Source organism: Mangrovimonas sp. TPBH4, from assembly GCF_001280505.1.
GTDB lineage: Bacteria > Bacteroidota > Bacteroidia > Flavobacteriales > Flavobacteriaceae > Mangrovimonas_A.
The window spans coordinates 144,152-164,893 of the sequence record NZ_LBIO01000039.1 but is presented as its reverse complement, the minus strand read 5'-3'; the positions used below and the strand labels follow the sequence as shown (position 1 = coordinate 164,893).

Annotated in this window: 20 protein-coding genes; 10 read left to right on the top strand and 10 right to left on the bottom strand. The window is 40.6% G+C overall.

The features are described 5' to 3' along the window. Positions 1–6 precede the first annotated feature (6 nt). Complete coding sequence (locus tag ZA05_RS03955) at positions 7–1,407, top strand: sugar transferase (protein WP_053990381.1); 1,401 nt, start codon at positions 7–9, stop codon at positions 1,405–1,407. A gap of 261 nt (positions 1,408–1,668) precedes the next feature. Here the strand turns inward: ZA05_RS03955 and lnt are convergent, their stop codons facing one another. Together lnt and ZA05_RS03945 are read right to left on the bottom strand one after the other, a co-directional pair. Continuing rightward, positions 1,669–3,255, bottom strand: coding sequence for an apolipoprotein N-acyltransferase (lnt, locus tag ZA05_RS03950; RefSeq protein WP_053990380.1), 1,587 nt, complete (start codon positions 3,253–3,255; stop codon positions 1,669–1,671). Then, positions 3,252–4,295, bottom strand: a complete 1,044-nt coding sequence (locus ZA05_RS03945; RefSeq protein ID WP_053990379.1) for a PorV/PorQ family protein — start codon at positions 4,293–4,295, stop codon at positions 3,252–3,254. Before ZA05_RS03945 ends, lnt begins: the two co-directional genes overlap by 4 nt. Positions 4,296–4,546: 251 nt before the next feature. Here ZA05_RS03945 and ZA05_RS03940 point away from each other — a divergent pair, with 251 nt between their 5' ends. After that, positions 4,547–5,281, top strand: a complete 735-nt coding sequence (locus ZA05_RS03940) for a phosphatidylcholine/phosphatidylserine synthase (protein WP_053990378.1) — start codon at positions 4,547–4,549, stop codon at positions 5,279–5,281. Between the two features lie 20 nt (positions 5,282–5,301). Next, positions 5,302–6,180: a DUF808 domain-containing protein gene (locus ZA05_RS03935; protein WP_053990377.1), complete on the top strand. Its 879-nt coding sequence runs from the start codon at positions 5,302–5,304 to the stop codon at positions 6,178–6,180. A gap of 111 nt (positions 6,181–6,291) precedes the next feature. Here the strand turns inward: ZA05_RS03935 and lptB are convergent, their stop codons facing one another. The 4 genes from lptB to ZA05_RS03915 form a co-directional block, all read right to left on the bottom strand. Beyond that, positions 6,292–7,032, bottom strand: coding sequence for an LPS export ABC transporter ATP-binding protein (gene lptB, locus ZA05_RS03930; RefSeq protein ID WP_053990376.1), 741 nt, complete (start codon positions 7,030–7,032; stop codon positions 6,292–6,294). A 124-nt stretch (positions 7,033–7,156) separates the two neighbouring features. Beyond that, a complete protein-coding gene (locus ZA05_RS03925) occupies positions 7,157–7,504 on the bottom strand; it encodes a carboxymuconolactone decarboxylase family protein (RefSeq protein WP_053990375.1) in 348 nt (115 codons plus the stop codon). Then, positions 7,497–8,318 carry a twin-arginine translocase subunit TatC gene (gene tatC, locus ZA05_RS03920; RefSeq protein WP_053990374.1) on the bottom strand — a complete coding sequence of 274 codons (822 nt, stop codon included), beginning with the start codon at positions 8,316–8,318 and terminating at the stop codon, positions 7,497–7,499. Before tatC ends, ZA05_RS03925 begins: the two co-directional genes overlap by 8 nt. Continuing rightward, entirely contained in the window at positions 8,318–9,283 is a 966-nt protein-coding gene (locus ZA05_RS03915; RefSeq protein ID WP_053990373.1) for an SIS domain-containing protein, read from the bottom strand. The genes tatC and ZA05_RS03915 overlap by 1 nt, the downstream gene beginning before the upstream one ends. An 87-nt stretch (positions 9,284–9,370) precedes the next feature. Here ZA05_RS03915 and ZA05_RS03910 point away from each other — a divergent pair, with 87 nt between their 5' ends. Continuing rightward, positions 9,371–11,572, top strand: a complete 2,202-nt coding sequence (locus ZA05_RS03910; RefSeq protein WP_053990372.1) for an ATP-dependent DNA helicase RecQ — start codon at positions 9,371–9,373, stop codon at positions 11,570–11,572. Positions 11,573–11,756: 184 nt separating this feature from the next. On the opposite strand, the gene ZA05_RS03905 is transcribed toward ZA05_RS03910, so the two are convergent. Beyond that, positions 11,757–12,212: a hypothetical protein gene (locus ZA05_RS03905; protein ID WP_053990371.1), complete on the bottom strand. Its 456-nt coding sequence runs from the start codon at positions 12,210–12,212 to the stop codon at positions 11,757–11,759. A gap of 185 nt (positions 12,213–12,397) precedes the next feature. On the opposite strand from ZA05_RS03905, the gene ZA05_RS03900 reads away from it, so the two are divergent. Then, positions 12,398–13,330: a peptidylprolyl isomerase gene (locus ZA05_RS03900; protein WP_053990370.1), complete on the top strand. Its 933-nt coding sequence runs from the start codon at positions 12,398–12,400 to the stop codon at positions 13,328–13,330. A 49-nt stretch (positions 13,331–13,379) separates the two neighbouring features. Here ZA05_RS03900 and ZA05_RS03895 read toward each other — a convergent pair whose 3' ends face one another. Both ZA05_RS03895 and ZA05_RS03890 read right to left on the bottom strand, forming a co-directional pair. Beyond that, positions 13,380–13,835 carry a protease complex subunit PrcB family protein gene (locus tag ZA05_RS03895; protein WP_053990369.1) on the bottom strand — a complete coding sequence of 152 codons (456 nt, stop codon included), beginning with the start codon at positions 13,833–13,835 and terminating at the stop codon, positions 13,380–13,382. Positions 13,836–13,845: 10 nt separating this feature from the next. Next, a complete protein-coding gene (locus tag ZA05_RS03890) occupies positions 13,846–14,724 on the bottom strand; it encodes a DUF1684 domain-containing protein (protein WP_082333660.1) in 879 nt (292 codons plus the stop codon). A 162-nt stretch (positions 14,725–14,886) separates the two neighbouring features. Here ZA05_RS03890 and ZA05_RS03885 point away from each other — a divergent pair, with 162 nt between their 5' ends. Then, the gene (locus ZA05_RS03885; protein ID WP_053990367.1) at positions 14,887–17,037 is read left to right on the top strand and encodes a TonB-dependent receptor; all 2,151 of its coding nucleotides are present in this window, start codon (positions 14,887–14,889) and stop codon (positions 17,035–17,037) included. An 11-nt stretch (positions 17,038–17,048) separates the two neighbouring features. Here ZA05_RS03885 and ZA05_RS03880 read toward each other — a convergent pair whose 3' ends face one another. Next, positions 17,049–17,402 carry a hypothetical protein gene (locus ZA05_RS03880; protein ID WP_053990366.1) on the bottom strand — a complete coding sequence of 118 codons (354 nt, stop codon included), beginning with the start codon at positions 17,400–17,402 and terminating at the stop codon, positions 17,049–17,051. A 247-nt stretch (positions 17,403–17,649) separates the two neighbouring features. Here ZA05_RS03880 and ZA05_RS03875 point away from each other — a divergent pair, with 247 nt between their 5' ends. From ZA05_RS03875 to ZA05_RS03860, 4 genes are read left to right on the top strand one after another with little or no spacing between them, the layout of a single operon-like run. Then, positions 17,650–18,282 carry a M48 family metallopeptidase gene (locus tag ZA05_RS03875; RefSeq protein ID WP_053990365.1) on the top strand — a complete coding sequence of 211 codons (633 nt, stop codon included), beginning with the start codon at positions 17,650–17,652 and terminating at the stop codon, positions 18,280–18,282. A gap of 9 nt (positions 18,283–18,291) precedes the next feature. After that, positions 18,292–19,635 (top strand): histidine kinase, encoded by a 1,344-nt coding sequence (locus ZA05_RS03870; RefSeq protein ID WP_053990364.1) that lies wholly within the window; start codon positions 18,292–18,294, stop codon positions 19,633–19,635. A 2-nt stretch (positions 19,636–19,637) separates the two neighbouring features. After that, complete coding sequence (locus tag ZA05_RS03865; RefSeq protein ID WP_053990402.1) at positions 19,638–19,985, top strand: 2TM domain-containing protein; 348 nt, start codon at positions 19,638–19,640, stop codon at positions 19,983–19,985. Further along, positions 19,982–20,737 (top strand): LytTR family DNA-binding domain-containing protein, encoded by a 756-nt coding sequence (locus ZA05_RS03860; RefSeq protein WP_053990363.1) that lies wholly within the window; start codon positions 19,982–19,984, stop codon positions 20,735–20,737. The genes ZA05_RS03865 and ZA05_RS03860 overlap by 4 nt, the downstream gene beginning before the upstream one ends. Positions 20,738–20,742 lie beyond the last annotated feature (5 nt).

The following is a 20,742-nucleotide window of genomic DNA, read 5'->3' as shown; positions in this document are numbered from 1 at the left end:
TAACACATGGGAGGGCCAACCAAGGATATACATTTTGAGATTTCAGAACGTAAGGTATTGCTGCGTTTAATGGATTTGGGTATGGTTCTGTTAGGACTCTGTGTGTTGGAATATGGCTTTGGATTTGGATATCTTACCATAGATCAGGAGCATACGGTGCCTTTGGTGGTGTTGGGCCTTTACATTATGGTGTTTGGGACGGTTTTCGAGATTTATGATTTGCATAAATCGAGTAAATTGGATACGACCTTCCGAAATGTGGTATTGACTGCTTCCACCGTGGTGTTGTTTTATTTGCTGACGCCTTTCATTACACCTTTTCTTCCAGAAAAGCGTCTTCAGATTGTTTATTTTTATGTTGCCTTGATTGTGGGCATTTTTTTATGGCGTGTGGCCTATACCACTTTTGTGTCCTCTCCTAGATTTAATAAGAAGGTGCTGTTGGTAGGGGAAATTTCCAATATGGAAAATATTGTCCGCCCCCTGAAGGATTCTGATCCTAACTACCGTATTATCGGGTTTATCAACTGTGAGGCTGAAGCTGAGGCTCCGGTTAAGTTTAAGGGATTAAAAGAGTACCGTTCGGAGGAGTTGATTCCCGTGATTATTGAGGAACGGGTATCGGAGGTTTTGGTGGCCAGCTTTAATGCGGAAACCATTATGCCCGAGATTTATCATGATTTGATGATGCTTTTGGAACGTGGATTTACCATACGGGAATATACCCAGGTATATGAAGAGGTGACCCATAGGGTGCCCATTCAATTTATAGGTAAGGATTTTTATAAGTATTTTCCCTTTAGCCGCAGTAATCAAAACGCTCTCTATCTCTTTTTTCACCGCAGTTTTGATATGGTGTTTGCCTCTTTGGGACTTTTGATAGGGGTCTGTTTTTTGCCATTTGTTCTTTTAGGTAATGCTCTTGGGAATCGCGGTCCCTTATTTTATAAACAAGAACGGGTTGGTAAGAATGGAGTGCCCTTTCATATTGTTAAATTACGAAGTATGGTCGTAGATGCCGAGCGCAATTGTGGGGCCAAATGGGCAGTCAAGAATGATTCCCGTATTACTAAGTTTGGCCGATTTTTAAGGCGGTCCCGTATTGATGAGTTTCCTCAGTTCTACAATGTTCTGAAAGGCGATATGAGTATTATTGGTCCCCGTCCGGAGCGTCCTTATTTCGTAAATGAACTATCGCAAGTAATTCCTTTTTATGAAACGCGTCATGTGATTAGACCGGGACTGACCGGATGGGCGCAAATTAATTATCGCTATGGGGCTACTATTGACGATAGTTTGACCAAGCTGCAGTATGATCTTTACTATATCAAACACCGCAGTTTCTTCTTGGATTTAAATATTATCCTGAAAACCTTGAGTACGATAGTGTATTATAGGGGGCAGTAATGAATGAAGAATTGAGGATAAAGAATTGAGAATGCATAATTTGAGAACAAAGAGCAAAGAAAAAGAGTTAAGACTTAAGTGAGTTGTGCCCTTCGACCCTTCGACGATGCTCAGGACAGGCTTGCTCAGCATGACATAGTGAGTCCTTCTATCCTTATACTTTATTCAGGATGGGCTTTCTCAGGATGCCGTAGTTTTGTAGAAGTGTTTGAAAACTTGTACTGCTTAACATTTAAGTTTACCCACCCTTTAGATAGCCTTCTATAATCTAGGTCTTCTAAACATAGTAATGAGGAAAAGTCCTAGCATCACAAATAAACTGATACGGGCAATATAATCGCCTGCTTTGGTGTAAAAGGTCTGTTTGCTATTTGTATGGATAGTTCCTGTTAGGGCACCTTGTGTATTGTAAGGCAAGGTGGCCTCAAGATCTCCTTTGGCATTTATGATGGCCGAAATCCCTGTATTGGCACTACGTACAATTGGGCGGCGTGTTTCGATGGCGCGAAGGCGGGCATAGCTTAAATGCTGTTTGTGACCTTGGGTTTCTCCCCACCAAGCATCGTTGGTAATGATGGCCAAAAGGTTGGCGCCGTTACGGACGTAGCCTGTGACAAATTCACCATATACCGATTCGTAGCAAATGATAGGGGCAGCCTTGGTTATACCATCAGAGGTAGTGAATACCGAGCGTTCCTTTTGGGTGGTTTTCATGGCTACGGTTCCTCCCAAATCAATCATGACATCCCCAATCAAGGGTTTTAGGATTTCCTGGTAGGGAAAGTTTTCAATCCCAACAACCAGTTTGGATTTATTATAAAACTGTACGCTATCTGACGCGTTTAGCATGATGGCTGAGTTATAGTCGTCATACCAAAGATCGTCCCTCAATTGGTTGGTTTCAGAGCGCACTTTGGCAGGATTTCCGAAGACATCAATAAAAGAAATACCCGTTAAAAAATTGACCTTGGGATGCTGGTTTATATACCCATCCATGAAGGATTTAAAACGAGCATTTGGAAACTGCTTTAAACGCACATTGTCAGCAAATACGGTTTCTGGAGCCAATATCAAAGTCGTCTTGTCTGTAATGTTTTCATCGGTCAATTTTAATAGTAATTGAGCAATACTGTCGTTGGCGGTATGGTATTTTTCACTGTAAGGGTCGATGTTGGGCTGGAGAGCCATTACTTCAACAGGAGTTCCTTCATATGAAAAGATAAAGTAGCGAACGAGAGATATTCCAATTGGTAAAAGGATGAGTGTAGCCAGTCTTATTGCAGATTTTTTAAGGGGTTTTCTACCTTTTTCTTGATAGGCCAAATAGCCTTTAAAGGCAATGAGGTTGCCCAGCCATACCCAAAGGGTGCCCCCAAAGGTCCCTGTATATTCGTACCACTGGATCCAAGAAGGGTGATCAGAAAAGGCGTTACCAAGATTTAGCCAAGGCCAAGAGAATTCCCAGCCTAAATGTAATTTTTCAAAACAGATCCATAAGGTTACCAAAAATAGAAGGGCTTTATTCTGGGAACTGCGTTTTGCGATGGTATGGTAGAGGAGGATGACAAAGGTCATTAATAGGGAATTGACCAAAATGGCAAAACTGGCCCCAAATACATCCGCAAAACGCAACCAATTCGTGGTGATGAAATTCCAAATAACAAAGGCTAGGTAGGCGTATCCCATCAATTTTAGGCGTTTTGCCTTAGTGGAAGATTTCCTTAGGGACTGCTCCAATACCAATAAAGGTACAAAGGCCACAAACAATAAAAGGGGCATGCCATAGGTAGGCCATGAGAGGGCCAATAATAATCCGGAACTTATGGCAAGAATTGGTTTTTGCACTATCTAAAGATACTAAAATCGAGTTTCAGGGAAAATACATTGGAATATAGGGCAGCACTTTGGTCGCCAATATCGGTAAAAGCATAATCTATTTGTATGCCTCGGTATTTGAAACCTACCCCAAAATTGGGTTGAAATGTCGTAGTTTGGGAATCGTCAAACTGGGTTTCGTTTTGAAAATTCCCGAGGCCTCCCCTTAGAAACACCAAATCGGTATAGCCAAATTCAAATCCAAAAGCAGGGTTGATGCTGGCAAAGGAGGTAGAAATAATATCGTTGTTTTCCGCAAAACGGACATTAAGGTCCAAAGCCGTCACCAATGAATAGTCGTAGTGAAAAATGAACTTTTTGGAAAGGCCCAACTGAAGTTTTGGGATTGTGATTTCGGTTTTTTCCGGAAGGCTTTGGTTTTGCCCTTCCACAGCATCGCTTATATCATTGAACTTATCCTCGTCAATAGCCCAAGCATTATAAGTGGTGGTAATGTCGCGTGCCATGATTCCAAATTTCCAATCTTTGTCTGTTTGAAACTGGAGCCCAGCATCAAGTCCAAACCCCCAGGAAGAGGCAAAATCACCTATGATGCGTCGGATGACCTTGGCATTAATTCCATAACTGAAGCCTTGAAGTTTGAGATTACGGGCATAGGAGAAAGTCAAACCATAATCCGCCGTAGAAAAACGTTTGATACGATCGTAATTAATGTTTCCTTGGTCGTCTATTAATTGGGTTGTATCCAAAATATCGTCAACCCCAAAGCGAATGAGAGAGATGCCAACAGCACTTTCGGTGTCGAGTGGCATGGCAAAGGCCATATAATTGTAATTGGCAATATTGGCAAAATAACTGGAGTGCATCAGGGCCAATTGGTTGTCTTCCAGAGCGGTTAATCCTGCTGGGTTCCAATAGCCGGAATTTACATCGGCGGTTAGGGACACCACTGTATTGCTCATTCCCAAAGCTGCGGCGTCCACCCCTATGTTCATAAATTCGTTGGAGTATTTTCTAGCGGTTTGCCCAAGGGTTCCCAAGGAAACCAACATAAAAAGAAGCCCGATATAGTTTTTCAACAGCAAAAAATTTTTACAAAGATGCACAATATTTTTAACCTATTAAACAACAAATATGTTCACTTATTGTATACTGATTGTATGAAGTAACTTTCTTTTTGTGTTTGGGTTTTTAAACCCTGTTGTTAGGGAGGTGATATGGAGTGCAAAAAAGTTGCCTGTGGCGATTTTCCTTATAAACATTCCAAAATAGTTTCTATTTTTACACAAAACTAATGAAACGTATGAAGCGGCACATCCCCAATTTATTTACTTTGATGAATTTGTTTAGCGGTTGCGTTGGTGTGCTCTTTGTGGTATATGGTAATTTTGTGGCTGGCGCTTTCTGTGTGTTTTTGGGAATTTTCTTCGATTTTTTCGATGGATTTATAGCCCGCAAATTAGAAGTGAGCAGTGAATTGGGGCTTCAGTTGGATTCCTTGGCCGATATGGTGACCAGTGGTTTGGTGCCAGGCTTGGTAATGTTTAAATTATTGACCATGTCATTGGATGCAGAGCAGTCTACTGAATGGAATACCTTGATAGATTTTAATGGTGTTGCCTTTCAGCCATTGGCCTTGGTTGGATTATTGGTGACTTTAGGGTCTGCCTACCGCTTGGCGAAATTCAACATAGATACGGAACAGCAAACCGCCTTTAAGGGCTTGCCAACACCAGCCAATGCGCTGTTAGTTTTATCCTTGCCCCTCATTTTGGAGTTTCAAAGTACGGCGTGGCTTACACAGTTAATTCTCAATCCATGGTTTTTGGTGGTGTTTTCTGTATTTAGCTGCTATATCCTCAATTCGTCTGTGAGATTGTTCGCTTTGAAAGCTAAGGATTGGAGCTTTCAAGCCAACAAGGTGCGCTATAGTTTTTTACTGATTAGCCTAGTGTTGTTATTGTTACTTCAGTTTATGGCAATTCCAATTGTAATTGCCTTATATATTATACTATCGGTATTTACCAAAAACGCTTAATTATTTAAAGATTTACATGTATGGCCTCAGGTTTTTTCGCCTTATTGGATGATATTTCTGCCTTAATGGATGATGTTGTGGTGATGAGTAAAATAACCACCAAAAAGACTGCCGGTATTTTGGGCGATGATTTGGCGGTGAATGCTGAAAAGGCGTCTGGATTTGTATCATCTAGAGAACTTCCGGTGTTATGGGCTATTATGAAAGGTTCATTTTTGAACAAGTTGATCATTTTACCCATTGCCTTTTTACTTAGTGCTTTTGTGCCAGTGGCCATTACAATTATTTTGATATTGGGAGGTTTGTATCTGGCCTATGAGGGCGCTGAGAAGGTTTATGAATTTTTTGTGCCACATGCCCATCATGAGGAAGCGGGGGATTCTGAAACAGCTAAATCTCCAAAAGACATATTGGCCAAGGAGAAAAAAAAGGTGAAATCCGCGATCCTAACGGATTTTATACTTTCCATTGAAATTGTCATCATTGCCTTAGGGAATGTGATGGAATCTGAATTGATGGTGCAAATTGCGGTAGTATCGGTAGTAGCCATTATTGCTACGGTAGGGGTGTATGGAATTGTAGCCCTGATTGTACGAATGGACGATTTTGGCTTGAAACTTATTTCCCTAAGTGAGGGGGAGCCCAATGTCACTTATCATTTGGGACGTGGTTTGGTAAGAGCTTTACCCTTTGTTGTTAAAGGCCTTTCTATCATTGGGACCTTAGCTTTGCTAATGGTATCGGGAGGGATTTTTGCCCATAATATACCTTGGTTCCATGAGCATCACATTTTGGAATCGTGGCCAAGTTTGATACGCGAGTTTGTCATGGGGCTAGTGATTGGTGCCCTTGTCCTTGCAGTGGTGTTGGTAATTAAGAAGTTGGTTAAGAAAAAGTAACCTAATAGGTTTTTGGTCATTGGGATGAATGAAGCATTTAGATTCTTCAAAAGGTTCCACTTCATTCTGAAATCGAAGATTCCTCGCAGTCAATGACAAAATAGTAAGTCCTTAAAAGTGCAATTTCTTTTTACGGAGCTCGAAGTTTTGCCCCAAGTAAACTTTGCGCACCATTTCATCGGCGGCTAGTTCTTCAGGTTCTCCGGCTTTCAGGATACTTCCTTCAAACATTAAATAAGTACGGTCTGTAATGGCTAAGGTTTCCTGTACGTTATGGTCTGTAATGAGGATTCCGATGTTCTTTTTGGTCAATTGAGCCACAATACGCTGAATATCCTCTACCGCTACGGGATCCACCCCTGCAAAAGGCTCATCCAATAAGATGAAATTAGGGTTTGTAGCCAAGGCCCTTGCAATTTCCGTACGACGGCGTTCTCCTCCAGACAATAGGTCACCACGGTTTTTACGGATATGCCCCAAACTGAATTCATCAATAAGCGATTCCATTTTGTGCAATTGCTCTTTTTTGCTCATTTTGGTCAATTGCAGCACACTTAAAATGTTGTCTTCAATACTCAGCTTACGGAATACAGAAGCTTCCTGTGCCAAATAGCCAATCCCATTTTGGGCCCTTTTGTACATGGGATAATGGGTAATTTCGGTATTATCCAGGTAAATAGTACCTCCATTGGGTTTGATAAGCCCAACAATCATGTAGAAGGAAGTCGTTTTACCAGCACCGTTAGGTCCCAATAATCCAACAATTTCTCCTTGGTTGACTTCCAAGGAAACATCTTTTACAACCTTACGTCCACTATAGGACTTCATTAAATGTTCGGCTCTTAATTTCACAGGCTTATTTTTTCTTCATTCCTTCTATGAAGGCAAACTTACAATTTTTAATTTTATTATTTGGCACGGAAACATAGGCCGAAAATTAGTAATCATTTGCTTGAAAACAAGGTGGGACTAGTAGTTATTCCTGATTTTCCAAGGCTTCCCAAAATTCGTAGGCACGACGCAAATGCGGAATGACAATGGTGCCGCCCACCAGAGTGGCAATGCCCAAAGCTTCGCTCACTTCTTCTTTGGTTAGGCCTTCGTTATAGGCTGTCTGCAAATGGTATTTGATACAGTCGTCGCAGCGCAGTACTGCAGAGGCGACCAAACCCAACAATTCTTTAGTTTTCACGTCCAATGCGCCTTCCGTAAAGGCATTGGTGTCTAGGTTAAAGATGCGTTTGATGATCTTGTTGTTGTCGGCCAAGATCTTATCGTTCATTCTACTGCGGTAGTCATTGAACTCGTTTACTAAATCAGCCATGAGATGTTTGTCGTTTTTGTTTTTTAATAACTAATGCCGAAATATAGATACTCACTTGGTACAGGAGCAAAATTGGGATGGCCACAATAACTTGACTGGCAATGTCTGGAGGTGTAATAATGGCAGAGAGAATCAATACCAACACCAAGGCAAACTTGCGGTATTTTTTTAAGAATTTTGGGGTTACCAAACCTACTTTAGTTAAAAAATAGATGATGATGGGCAGCTCAAATACAAAACCAGAGGCCAAGGAGGAGGACCTAACCAAAGCCACGTAGGAGCTGACGTCTATTTCATTGGAAATTTCGGCACTTACGTTGTAGGTTCCCAAGAAATTAATGGATAGCGGTGTAACCACATAATAACCAAACAACACCCCTAAAAAGAATAGTAATGAGGTAATGACAATAAAACCACGGGAATGTTTGCGCTCGTTGGGATGCAAGCCAGGGCTTATAAAGTGCCATAATTGATACACTATATATGGAAATGCAATGATTAAACCTGCATATATAGAGGTCCACACGTGGGCCGAAAACTGTCCACCCATGGTACGGTTTTGTATCCTGAATGGCAATTCATCAGCGCAAAAGGTGGTATCTATTCCTATAAATTGAGAGATTTGGCAAAGGTACTTGTAGGTAGGGAAACTCATTTTTTTGGGGCCAAAAATGATGGTGTCAAAAATGAAATCGCTCATTAAAAAGGCCACAACTCCACCCAATAGAATGGCCAAGGTAATTCTTATTAAATGCCATCTTAGATCTTCAAGGTGATCCAAAAAGGACATTTCGTTTACGTTCTTTTTTGCCATTAGATAATTCCTTCTTTAATCAGATCATGTAAATGTACTACGCCGGCATACTTTCCTTTTTCTTCCACCAATAATTGTGAGATGCCATTGGCTTCCATGAGTTCCATAGCATCTACAGCCATAGCTTCGGCATTTATGCGCTTTGGATTACTGCTCATGATGTCTTTTGCGGTAAGATGCATAAAGGAATCGTTTTTGGTAAGCATACGTCTTAAGTCACCATCCGTAATGATGCCTATAATAGTATCGTTTTCCACAACCGCGGTAACTCCCAACATTTTTTCTGATATTTCAATGATGACCTCTTTCAAGTTAGTATCTGGGGCTACCTGAGGTTTTTGGTTTAAAGAGGAAAGGTCGTTGACCCTTAAATAGAGGCGTTTGCCTAAGGCTCCACCTGGGTGGTATTTGGCAAAATCCCTGCTTGTAAACTCTCTTAGTTCCAACAGGCAAATGGCCAAAGCGTCTCCGATAACCAACTGGGCTGTGGTACTGGTAGTAGGCGCCAAATTGTTTGGGCAAGCCTCATGTTCCACATAGGCATTCAAGATATAATCGGCCTGTTGCCCCAAAAAGGAGTTTTCGTTGCCAGTTATGGCAATCATTTTGTTTTTGGCGTTCTTAATAAGTGGGACCAATACCTTGATTTCTGGGGTATTCCCGCTTTTGGAAATACAAATCACAACATCGTCCTCCAAAATCAGTCCCAAGTCTCCGTGAATGGCATCGGCCGCATGCATAAATACGGCAGGTGTTCCTGTGGAGTTAAGGGTGGCTACAATTTTATTGGCAATAATGGCACTTTTTCCTATACCGGTAATGATGACACGGCCTTTGGAATTGTATATTAAAGACACGGCATCGGCAAAATCGTCGTTAAGCAATTTTCCTAGGTTGTCTATGGCATCCCGCTCTAAATCAATGGTTCTTTTCGCAGTTTTGAGGATGTCGCTTTTTATGTTCAAAATTTATTAATTTTATGGTTTGAAGCGGTTAAAGAAATTCATATCTTTAATCAAATGCAAATGTATATAAAATACTAATAGGGATTAATGAGTATCAAAGAAATTGACTTGCATTCAGCACTTAAGCAGTACTTTGGGTTTTCAAAATTCAAGGGATTGCAAGAGCCTGTAATTCAAAGTATTGTTGATGGCCATAATACGTTTGTGATCATGCCTACCGGAGGCGGGAAGTCGTTATGCTATCAACTTCCAGCCCTAATCAAGGACGGAACAGCCATTATCGTATCTCCATTAATTGCGTTAATGAAGAACCAGGTTGACGCTATTAGGGGGATTTCGGACAATGAAGGCATCGCTCATGTACTGAATTCATCACTTAACAAAACAGAAGTTCGCCGCGTAAAATCGGATATCACTAGCGGCATTACCAAATTATTATATGTAGCGCCTGAGTCGTTGACCAAGGAAGAAACCGTAGAGTTTTTACGATCGGTACCAATTTCCTTTATGGCGGTAGATGAGGCCCACTGTATTAGTGAGTGGGGACATGATTTTAGACCAGAGTATCGCAATCTGCGACACATCATTAAACGTATTGGGGAAAATATTCCCATTATTGGTTTGACTGCTACAGCCACGCCAAAAGTACAGGAAGACATTCTTAAGAGTTTGGACATCACCGATGCCAATTTATTCAAGGCCTCCTTTAATCGTCCTAACTTATACTATGAGGTCCGTCCTAAGACCAAACAGGTAGATGCCGATATCATTCGATTTATCAAGCAGAATGAAGGGAAATCGGGGATTGTATATTGTTTGAGTAGAAAACGTGTGGAGGAATTGGCCCAAGTGCTTCAGGTGAATGGTATTAAGGCCGTGCCTTATCATGCCGGACTGGATCCAAAAACAAGGGTTAAGCATCAGGACATGTTTTTGATGGAAGATGTGGATGTGGTAGTGGCCACCATTGCTTTTGGAATGGGGATTGACAAACCTGATGTGCGTTTTGTGATTCACCACGACATGCCAAAAAGTATTGAAAGTTACTATCAAGAAACTGGTAGAGCGGGACGTGATGGGGGTGAAGGTCATTGTTTGGCGTTTTATGCCTATAAGGATATTGAGAAGTTAGAGAAGTTTATGGCCGGGAAGCCGGTAGCCGAACAGGAAATAGGGCATGCCCTTTTGCAAGAGGTCGTAGCTTTTGCAGAAAGTTCGGTGTCGCGTCGTAAATTCATTCTTCATTATTTTGGGGAAGAGTTCGATAATGCCACCGGTGAAGGTGGAGACATGGATGATAATGTAAGACATCCTAAGAAGCAGCACGAAGCCCAAGAGGATGTGGTCACCATTTTGGATACTGTTAAAAAGACCAATGAAAAATATAAGGCCAAGGATTTAGTTCAAGTATTGTTAGGTCGTTCCAACGCTTTGATTGCTTCCCATAAAACTGATGAACAGCCTTTCTTCGGAATTGGAAGCCATCATGATAAACGTTATTGGATGGCCTTGATCCGTCAGTTATTGGTGGCGGGATATCTAAAGAAAGACATCGAAACTTATGGGGTAATGCGATTGTCAAAAGAAGGGAAGGATTATTTAAATGACCCTATCTCCTTTATGATGACCGAAGACCATGTGTTTGATGAAACCACCGATGATAGTATAGTAACGGCTGCCAAGACGGGAGGGGCTGTTGCAGATGCCAAATTGATGGGGATGCTTAAGGATTTACGGAAGCGCAATGCCAAAAAGTTAGGCGTACCGCCTTTTGTGATTTTTCAGGATCCTTCTCTGGAAGATATGGCCCTTAAATACCCAATGACCCTTGAAGAATTGAGTTATGTGCATGGTGTTGGGGAAGGAAAGGCTAAAAAATATGGAAAGGACTTTATAGACTTAATAGCCCGATATGTAGAGGAAAACGATATCATTCGTCCGGACGATATGGTGGTGAAAAGTACTGGAACCAATTCGGCCTTAAAACTCTTTATCATTCAAAATGTTGACAGAAAGTTACCATTGGATGATATTGCTGCTTCCAAAGGAATGAGTATGGAAGAGTTTATTAAGGAGATGGAGGCCATTGTGTACTCGGGAACCAAATTGAATATCGATTATTGGATCGATGAAATCTTGGATGAAGACCAACAGGAAGAAATCCATGAGTACTTTATGGATTCTGAAACCGATAAAATTTCTGATGCCATCGAAGAGTTTGATGGAGATTATGATGATGAGGAATTGCGCCTGTATCGTATCAAGTTTATCAGTGAGGTGGCGAATTAATTAGTGTTACCTATTCACAGTAAACAGTAAAAAGTAAATAGTGAAGGGAGCCAACGGCTCCCTTTTTTGTTGGGCTTCTGTCATTCCGACAAAGGAGGAATCTTATTACAGGTGAAACGGTTCCTTCATTCGTTTCACCCCCTTTTGAAATCGTAGATTCGAGGCAGTCAATGCCAACATATAATTAAGCTTCTTTTGAAGGTTTATAGATATCAAAAGCAATGCGGTGTTTTTTGGCTTCCAACAACAAACTTTGGATACGGGATTTTTTAAATTTAGCCATGTCTTCCTTTTCAATGGCAAAATCGATGCGTGTGATGCTTCGGTTGGAAACGTTGGAATGTTCAGATTCCAATTCTTCCATATCGGAAGTCATCACCATTTTGAAATCTTTGCCATTTATGGTCAATCGAGCTCCTTTAATGGTTTTGATATGAAAGCTACCAACGATAATGGTCTGTAAAAAATGGTAGCCTCCCAATTCATTGAAACCCGCGTAGCAAACATTCTCTGCGCCAACTGCAAAAGGCTCATCCTTAATATCGTTAATAATGCTTTCTGTATAGGAGTCTACATGTAATTTTTCCATGGCTCTGGGATCTCCAAAGGCCGCTTTTAGTTTGGTAAGTGAAAATTTCATAAGTGTTTGTTAGAGAAAGTGCAAATCTAGGTTTTAGGTCAAGCCTATCCAAACTGTATTGGAGATAAATGATGACTGTTTTTCTTAAGTGATTTTATCTTTTGGTTATTGCATCTTCTTAAGGGAAGCTTTCTGCTTCAACCATAGTTTAGTATCTTTGCGCATCGAAATAAAATACAAAGACAATGCAAGACGGTTTATACGCAAAATTTAATACAAGCAAAGGCGACATATTGGTTGCTTTAGAATTTGAAAAAGTACCGGGAACGGTAGGAAACTTTGTAGCCTTGGCAGAAGGAAATTTGGAAAATTCGGCAAAGCCACAAGGGAATCCTTATTATAATGGTCTAAAATTCCACAGGGTAATTCCAGACTTTATGATTCAAGGAGGATGTCCTCAAGGAACTGGAACTGGAAATCCAGGATATAAATTTGACGATGAATTCCACCCAGACTTGAAGCACGATGGTCCTGGTGTATTGTCTATGGCCAATGCCGGTCCTGGAACCAATGGTAGCCAGTTTTTTATCACGCATGTAGAGACTCCTTGGTTGGACAATATGCACACCGTATTTGGAAAAGTGGTTGAAGGTCAGGATGTGGTATATGCTATTGCTCAAGGTGATGTTATGGATGCCGTTGAAATTATCCGTGTAGGTGAGGCTGCTGAAAACTTTAATGCTATTGAAGCTTTTAGAACTTTTGAAGGTGCTCGTGAAGAGCGTATTGCTGCCGAGCGTGAAGCCAAAAGAGCTGAGTTGGATAAATTGGCTGCTGGGTTTGAAGAAACTGCTAGCGGTTTGCGTTACCAAATCATTCAAAAAGGAGCCGGTACAAAAGCTGAAAAAGGAAAAACCGTAGCGGTGCATTACAAAGGTCAATTGGCCGATGGGACTGTATTCGATTCTTCCTATAAGCGCAACCAACCATTGGAATTTACCGTAGGTGTTGGTCAGGTGATTGCTGGATGGGATGAAGGTATCGGTCTGTTGCAAGTAGGAGACAAGGCACGATTTGTAATCCCTAGTGATTTAGGGTATGGGAGTCGTGGTGCTGGAGGTGTGATTCCTGGTGATGCTACTTTGGTATTCGACGTAGAATTGATGGATGTAAAGTAATCATCCAATTTTATATATTAAAAGGAAGCACCTCATTGAGGTGCTTTTTTTATTGAAATATTATGGGTGTTTCCATTCTTGGAATGGCCATGATTTTAAAGGGTTGGGTCATAACCGTTGTAGCCATTCCTTCTGGAGCTTTAGTGGTTACGGTAACGGTGCGTTGGGTTTTTGTAGTTTCCAAATCGATGTTGATATGGTACCCTCCTGTAGTTTTCACATTTTCAAACACCGCAATGACTTGATAGGTCTTAAAATTAATATCCTTAAGCGTGAATTGCTCCGATACGTGATTTACACGATCCATTTGTTCTTTTAGAGCATGCCATTCTGCTTCGGTTTCAATAATGAGCTGTTGTTTGGGAATGCCTTCGTCTCCATTTCCGTAAAGGTTGCCTTCAGCAATTATAAAAGGTTCCATGTTTTGGGGCGTTTTATTGGGTTTTGAACCGCAGTTTATCAAGGTAAAGACTACGGTACATATTAGGAAGATTGTCTTTTTCATAGGATGATGTTTATAATCTCTTAGTGGTTTCTCCTGCCAAAATTTCAAATGGTAATTGGTTTTGACTTGGCGGTAACAAGCAGGTTGTAAAGGCACAATAGGCACAAGGCGGATTATACAATCTATTGAAATCTATGGTAACCGGCCCGTTGGTATTTGGTATTTTCAAGACGAAGTAGCGTCCGCCACCATAAGTGGTGCCTCCGGAGGTAGCATCACTAAGCATGATAAAACCATCGGCTTCGGTGTCGAGTTTGTATGCTTTACCTTCAAACTCAAAACTTACAAAACCTGTAAAATCTGTGGCATGCATATAGCCCAATTTGGATTCTACGTCTTTAGTTTGTGTTTGGTCGTAATAGGTGAATTGGCCTTCCAAGATAAAATCCGGGTTCAAAGGAAATGTTTCAAAGCCTTTAAAAGCATCTATGGCCGGATTTTTTGCATCCCAAACCCTAATATAGCGGTTTTCCCCTCTGGTAATAATTTGCCATTTCATATGCTCTTGATGTAGCATTTGTGAGCTTCCGTAGCTATCAAAAACCATAGGGAGTCTAGCTGATATGGTATCAGCTTCTACCAAAATAATTTTATTTTCAGCAGGAATGAATATAAGGCTATCACCTTGTTGGGTATAATTTCCCAAAATGGTTTGTAGGTCTTCTTTTGTTGTGGAAGGTTTGTTGCTGGCATTCAGACCAAAAACAGTACTACTGTCTGTGAGTTTCAACAAGCCAGATAACTGTAGATAGTTGTCCTTTCTCACCTTATTTTTTGACGTCCAAAATTCAGCAATCTCTTCTTTATAGGTTTGGTCAATTTTCTTTTCTGAGGACGTATGTCCACAAGACATTAAAGCAGCACATAAAAGGAAGAGTAGGATTCGCATGAATTGAGATTTTAGATTTGAAAAATATGAAAATTAAAGATACTCACTTTTTGGAAATAACAAGGGGAGGCACAATTCATCCTTAAAAACTAACAACTCAGTGGGTTTGAATTTTTAAGGGATTGTCCACTCATGATATTTGTACCAATAAACGAACCTATAATGAAATCACTTCTCTATTTATTGGCAATGCTGGTAGCAGGTAATCTGTTTTCACAACACCTTATTTCGGGAACAGTTGTGGACTCCAAAGGACTTCCCGTTGTAGGGGCCAACATTTATATTGATGGCACCTATGATGGTGCCACGAGTAATGAAGAGGGGCATTTTGAATTTGAGACGCTTGAAGTTGGGCAGGTGCATTTGATTGTATCCTATGTGTCTTACGAAACCCAAGATGTCACTAAAGCCGTCACAGACTTGCAAAACCTGAAAGTGGTATTGCGGGAAGCGGTGAATGCTTTGGATGTGGTGGTGATTTCTGCGGGAACTTTTGAGGCAGGTGATAATTCCAAGGTGTCAGTTTTAAAACCCTTGGATGTGGTGACTACGGCAAGTGCCTTGGGTGATTTTGTTGGTGCGTTGCAAACCTTACCGGGAACTTCTACGGTGGCAGAAGATGGGCGTTTGTTTGTAAGAGGCGGGAGTGCCGATGAAACCCAAATTTTTATTGATGGCATTAGGGTATTTACACCTTATACACCCAGTACCAACAATACCCCATCCAGGGGGCGTTATTCTCCATTTTTGTTTGATGGGATTACCTTTTCCACAGGAGGCTATTCGGCAGAATATGGACAAGCCTTGTCTAGTGTTTTGTTGCTGAATACCATTGATGAACCCGACCAAGAGAAAACAGATATTGGTGTGATGACGGTTGGAGGTGCTTTGGGGCATACCGAAAAATGGAAACGTCGATCCCTAAGTGTGAATGCCAGTTATATCAACCTAGCGCCCTATGCAGCAATTTTTCCTGATAGGAACGATTGGGACACCCCTTTTAGAGGCGCGCAGGGTGAAGCCGTATTTAGACAGCAGTTTGATAGTGGTCTGTTGAAATTTTACACCGCCTTTGATACCGGGAGTTTTGCCTTGACCCAAGAGGACATCAATTATGAGGAAGGGGTGTATGTACATTTAAAAAATAGAAATTGGTATACCAATCTGTCTTATCAAGGAACTTTGGGAAACGGATGGTCTGTACATTCGGGGGTGAGCTATACCTTGGGTAAAAATGAGATTGAGCTTATGGAAAGCAAAATTGACAATCGAGAGCAATCGGCACATTTTAAGTTGAAACTGAAAAAGCATTTCAGCAATAGATTGAAGTTAAGTTTCGGAGGTGAAACTTTTGTAACGAATTTTGATGAAGACTTTAAGGAAGATGCACTGGCAGTGAGTTATGGATTTAGTAACAGCATTTCGGCAGCCTATACTGAAGCAGACATTATTTTCAGTAAGCAATTGGCTTTAAAGGCTGGAGTCAGGGCCGATTACCATCATTTGTTTCAAAGTATGGAAGTGGCTCCAAGAATGTCCTTGGCTTTCAAAACCTCAAAAAATGGCCAGCTTTCTCTAGCCTATGGGCAATTCTATCAAACGCCTTCCAACGATTATTTAAAGTTTAATCAGACCTTGGAGGCTGCACATACGTCCCATTATATTTTAAACTATCAGTATGTAAAGGATGGCAAGATTTTTAGAGCCGAAGCTTATAGAAAGGATTATAACAACTTACTGACCTATGATGGCCAACAGCCCACTTTTGACAGTGATTTTGGAACCGATGGAGATGGCTTTGCCCAAGGCGTGGATGTATTTTGGCGTGATAACAAAAGCCTTAAAAATGTGGATTATTGGTTGAGCTATTCCTATTTGGATACCAAGCGAAAATATTTGAATTTTCCAGAGGCAGCCACACCTAATTATGCCAATGCCCATAACCTTTCTGTAGTAGGGAAATATTGGATTGAGGATTGGAAAAGTCAGTTGGGATTGAGTTATACCTTTGCTTCAGGAAGGCCTTATGACAATCCAAATCAAACCAAATTCATGGCAGCCCGAACTAAAAGTTACAATAGTTTAAGTGTGAATTGGGCCTATTTAATAAGTCCGCAAAAAATCCTGTATCTATCAGTAAATAATGTTCTGGGCATTAAAAATGTAAACGGTTACCAATATGCCAATACGCCAGATGCGAATGGACATTACAATAGGCGTGCTCTACTGCCAGGGGCAGATCAGTTCTTTTTTATTGGTTTTTTCTGGACCATTAGTGATGATGGCAAATCCAACCAATTGGATAATCTTTAGTAGTCTAAAGCTTAGATTTTTAATGTTAATTGATGGGGTTCTTTTTTGTTGGAGATAAGTTTAAAATCGATGTCATCAAAATTAGGTAAGGTTGTCATTTCCTTATCCAAAATGTTTTTGATTTCGGAACTTCTTGTTTGCAAATAGGAATTGGATATATTTTTTGAATCTGAATAAGGAAACAGTTTAACAATTAGGGTATGTTGGCTGGAAGAGCCCCCGAAGATACTGTTTGAAAATTTTGATTGGTAACTAAAGTTCACAAGGCTGTCTTGACCTTTTAGTTTTTGTATCACATCTTTATTGGAATTCAACTTAAGTGCTTCACTTAAATCAGGTGTTGGTTGCTTTTTGCTGGAAGGCATAAGGTTGCAGCTAACAAGTTGGCAAAAAGTAGCGAGGAGAATCATTGTTTTGATATGGTTCATAATGGTGTTTGGGTTAAGAATTAATATTGTGTTTCAAATCTAACAAAGTTTTTTAACCTATTCGCTAAGTCATAAAAACATTGAATTAGTACAATTCAACTTATAAAAGTTACAGTTCGGTAGACTTATTTTTAAAAACTTCCTAAAGCGCAGGATCTTTGTTTCAACATTAAAACTTAAAGTTATGAAACATTTTATTTACATCATTTTGTTGCTTTTGGGAAGCATCACCCAAGCACAATCCAATTTTGAAAAGGGCATGCAAAAAGCCTTTAGCCTTTGGGAGTCCAATCAATGGACTGAGGCCGAAAATTTATTTGAACGCATTGCCACCGCCGAACCAGACCAATGGTTACCGCATTACTACATTGCCCAGATGAATAGCTTGAAAAGTTGGGAAGAAAAGGATCCAGTTGTATTGAAAGCACAGTTGGACAAGGCCCAAGAGCATTTGAATACAGCAAAAAGCATTAGCAAAGACAATCCAGAACTCTTGGTGCTTCAGGCCCATGTGCTGACCAATTGGGTGGTATTTGACGGGATGACTTATGGCATGAAATACTCAGCAAAAATTAGTGAGTTGTATAGTAAAGCCAAGCAATTGGCCCCCAATAATCCTAGGGCGGTGTACGGGAAGGCTGAGTGGGAAATAGGTAGTGCCAAATACTTTGGGCAGGATACCTCGGCATTTTGCAAAGACCTAAACCATGCTTTGGAACTTTTTGCTACCTTTAAACCTGAGAGTCCCTTTCATCCAAATTGGGGACAGCAAAGATTGGAACAACTATTGGCAGAATCCTGTCAAGAAAAACACTAAAAAAAGGTCATGAACAAGTCAATGAAATCTGTATTTATCGCCTTTGGAATTGGCTGTGCTGTTTTTGTGTTTGGCAATTTGCTCTACGGAGGGTTTGCCAACAAAAGTGTAACCGATTATGTCATTGACTTTGTGTTTTACCAATTGTATGCCTTTGTGCTCGGTTACTCCAATATGTACTATTTTCAGTATTTGGAGCGCTTTCAATGGAAACATTACCTCAAGCGTATTGTGGTAGGTGTTTTGGGGGCTACCATCATTACCCTAATTGGTTTGTTTGTGCTGAGAGCCCTGACGGCCATGGTATTTAATGGGCATTCCTTTGGAAGTTTTTGGGAACAGGAAACAGCTGAAGCCTATAAGTTTGGGCTTTGGATTACCCTAACCGTGATAGCTGTTTTTCATGTGATTTTTTTCTACAACCGGTACCAAAAGAATAAAATTAAGGAACAGCAGGTCATTGCCGGAACGGCCAGTGCCAAATTCGATGCGCTCAAAAACCAATTGGATCCCCATTTTTTATTCAACAGTTTAAATGTACTCACCAGTTTAATTGAGGAAAACCCCGAGAGTGCCCAACAGTTTACCACCTCGCTTTCCAAAGTGTACCGCTATGTGTTGGAACAAAAAAATAAAGATCTGGTAATCGTTGATGAGGAATTGGATTTTGCCAGAACCTATATGACCCTGCTTAAGATGCGCTTTGAAGACAGTATTGTGTTTGATATTCCGGAAAAGGCTTCCAATCCAGACTATAAGGTGGTTCCATTATCCTTGCAATTACTGTTGGAAAATGCCGTAAAGCACAACATGGTGACCAGTTCAAAGCCATTGTATATTACTATTTATGAGCGTGAAGGAGCGCTCGTTGTAGAAAATAATCTGCAACCCAAACAAATTGTTAAACGAGGTAGCGGCGTGGGACTTGAAAATATAAAACAACGTTACCATCTGCTTACCAGCAAAACCGTTAATATTCACCAACAGCAAGGGAAGTTTTCAGTAGCCATCCCAATGCTGTCCAAAAAAATGTCAGTTATGAGAACACCTATACAACCCAATTCGCAATTTGACGATAGTTATTTGCGAGCCAGAAAACACGTAGACAACCTTAAGGGATTCTATTATAGTTTGATCTCTTATGTGCTTGTAATTCCATTTTTAATCTTCATCAATTACAAAACCTTTTGGGGCTTCCATTGGTTTTGGTTCCCACTTTTGGGATGGGGCATGGGACTGATTTTTCAGGCCTACCATGTATTTGTAAACGATGGAATTTTAGGCCAAAACTGGGAAAGCAGGAAAATTAAGGAGTTTATGAAGGAAGAAGAAAATCAACAAAAATGGAGCTGATTATGGAAACGTATCAAAATAAGGATAAGTACCCAACACGTTTGGAGGATACCTATATCTATAAGGAAGAAGCCTATATAAGAGCCAAGAAAAAAGTTGAAAAACTGGTAGGGTTTTATTGGCATTTGGCCTCTTACGTGATTGTCAATTTATTTATCATCATCACCATTGCCATTGCCAATCATGGGAACATTTGGAATTTTGGCACCTTTGCTACGGCCATTTTTTGGGGTGTTGGTCTCGGGTTCCATGCCTTTGGCGTCTTTGGTCCAGACCTCTTGTTTGGAAAGCATTGGGAAGAACGGAAAATAAAGGAGTTTATGGATAAAGATCAACAAAAATGGCAATGAACGCACTGATAATTGAGGATGAAAAGCCTTCGGCTAGACGTTTACAGCGCATGTTGGATAAATTGGGGGTAAAGGTCGATACCTTGTTGCACTCAGTGGAAGAGAGCATTGCTTGGTTCCAATCCAATCCCAGCCCGGATTTGATTTTTTTAGATATTCAGTTAAGTGATGGATTGTCATTCGAAATCTTTGAAGCTGTTTCCATTTCGTCACCTATTATTTTTACAACAGCATATGACGAGTATGCCCTACAAGCTTTTAAGTTGAACAGTATAGATTATCTTTTAAAACCTATTGACGACACAGAGCTTACCAAGGCTGTAGAAAAATACCAACAGCGCTTACCCCAAAACGGCATGGTAAGTTTAGATTTTGACGCCATAAAAAAACTGTTGGTCAACCCTATAGAGCGTGATTATAAAAAACGTTTTTCGGTAAAGGTTGGGCAACATTTAAAGTTGATAACAACCGAAAGTATTGAGTGTTTTTACAGTGAAAACAAAGGGACTTATGCCCATACGGTAGACGGAAGGAACTATTTGTTGGATACCACTTTGGAGCAGCTGGAACAGGAACTTGATCCCGACCTCTTTTTTAGGATCAACCGAAAGTTTTTTATAAACATTAATGCCATAAAGGACATGATTAGTTATACCAATTCCAGATTGCAGATCAAACTTGGGAGTTTTAAGGAACAGGATGTTATTGTGGCACGTGAACGGGTTAGGGATTTTAAGGAATGGTTGGAGTAGAGCCA

Excerpts from the sequence above, each read along its gene's own strand:
- ZA05_RS03955 (WP_053990381.1), top strand. The coding sequence starts at position 7 with ATGGGAGGGCCAACCAAGGATATACATTTTGAGATTTCAGAACGTAAG.
- ZA05_RS03945 (WP_053990379.1), bottom strand. The coding sequence starts at position 4,295 with ATGTTGGTTTCCTTGGGAACCCTTGGGCAAACCGCTAGAAAATACTCC.
- ZA05_RS03940 (WP_053990378.1), top strand. The coding sequence starts at position 4,547 with ATGAAGCGGCACATCCCCAATTTATTTACTTTGATGAATTTGTTTAGC.
- ZA05_RS03935 (WP_053990377.1), top strand. The coding sequence starts at position 5,302 with ATGGCCTCAGGTTTTTTCGCCTTATTGGATGATATTTCTGCCTTAATG.
- ZA05_RS03925 (WP_053990375.1), bottom strand. The coding sequence starts at position 7,504 with ATGGCTGATTTAGTAAACGAGTTCAATGACTACCGCAGTAGAATGAAC.
- tatC (WP_053990374.1), bottom strand. The coding sequence starts at position 8,318 with ATGGCAAAAAAGAACGTAAACGAAATGTCCTTTTTGGATCACCTTGAA.
- ZA05_RS03910 (WP_053990372.1), top strand. The coding sequence starts at position 9,371 with ATGAGTATCAAAGAAATTGACTTGCATTCAGCACTTAAGCAGTACTTT.
- ZA05_RS03905 (WP_053990371.1), bottom strand. The coding sequence starts at position 12,212 with ATGAAATTTTCACTTACCAAACTAAAAGCGGCCTTTGGAGATCCCAGA.
- ZA05_RS03900 (WP_053990370.1), top strand. The coding sequence starts at position 12,398 with ATGCAAGACGGTTTATACGCAAAATTTAATACAAGCAAAGGCGACATA.
- ZA05_RS03895 (WP_053990369.1), bottom strand. The coding sequence starts at position 13,835 with ATGAAAAAGACAATCTTCCTAATATGTACCGTAGTCTTTACCTTGATA.
- ZA05_RS03890 (WP_082333660.1), bottom strand. The coding sequence starts at position 14,724 with ATGCGAATCCTACTCTTCCTTTTATGTGCTGCTTTAATGTCTTGTGGA.
- ZA05_RS03885 (WP_053990367.1), top strand. The coding sequence starts at position 14,887 with ATGAAATCACTTCTCTATTTATTGGCAATGCTGGTAGCAGGTAATCTG.
- ZA05_RS03880 (WP_053990366.1), bottom strand. The coding sequence starts at position 17,402 with ATGCCTTCCAGCAAAAAGCAACCAACACCTGATTTAAGTGAAGCACTT.
- ZA05_RS03875 (WP_053990365.1), top strand. The coding sequence starts at position 17,650 with ATGAAACATTTTATTTACATCATTTTGTTGCTTTTGGGAAGCATCACC.
- ZA05_RS03870 (WP_053990364.1), top strand. The coding sequence starts at position 18,292 with ATGAACAAGTCAATGAAATCTGTATTTATCGCCTTTGGAATTGGCTGT.
- ZA05_RS03865 (WP_053990402.1), top strand. The coding sequence starts at position 19,638 with ATGGAAACGTATCAAAATAAGGATAAGTACCCAACACGTTTGGAGGAT.
- ZA05_RS03860 (WP_053990363.1), top strand. The coding sequence starts at position 19,982 with ATGAACGCACTGATAATTGAGGATGAAAAGCCTTCGGCTAGACGTTTA.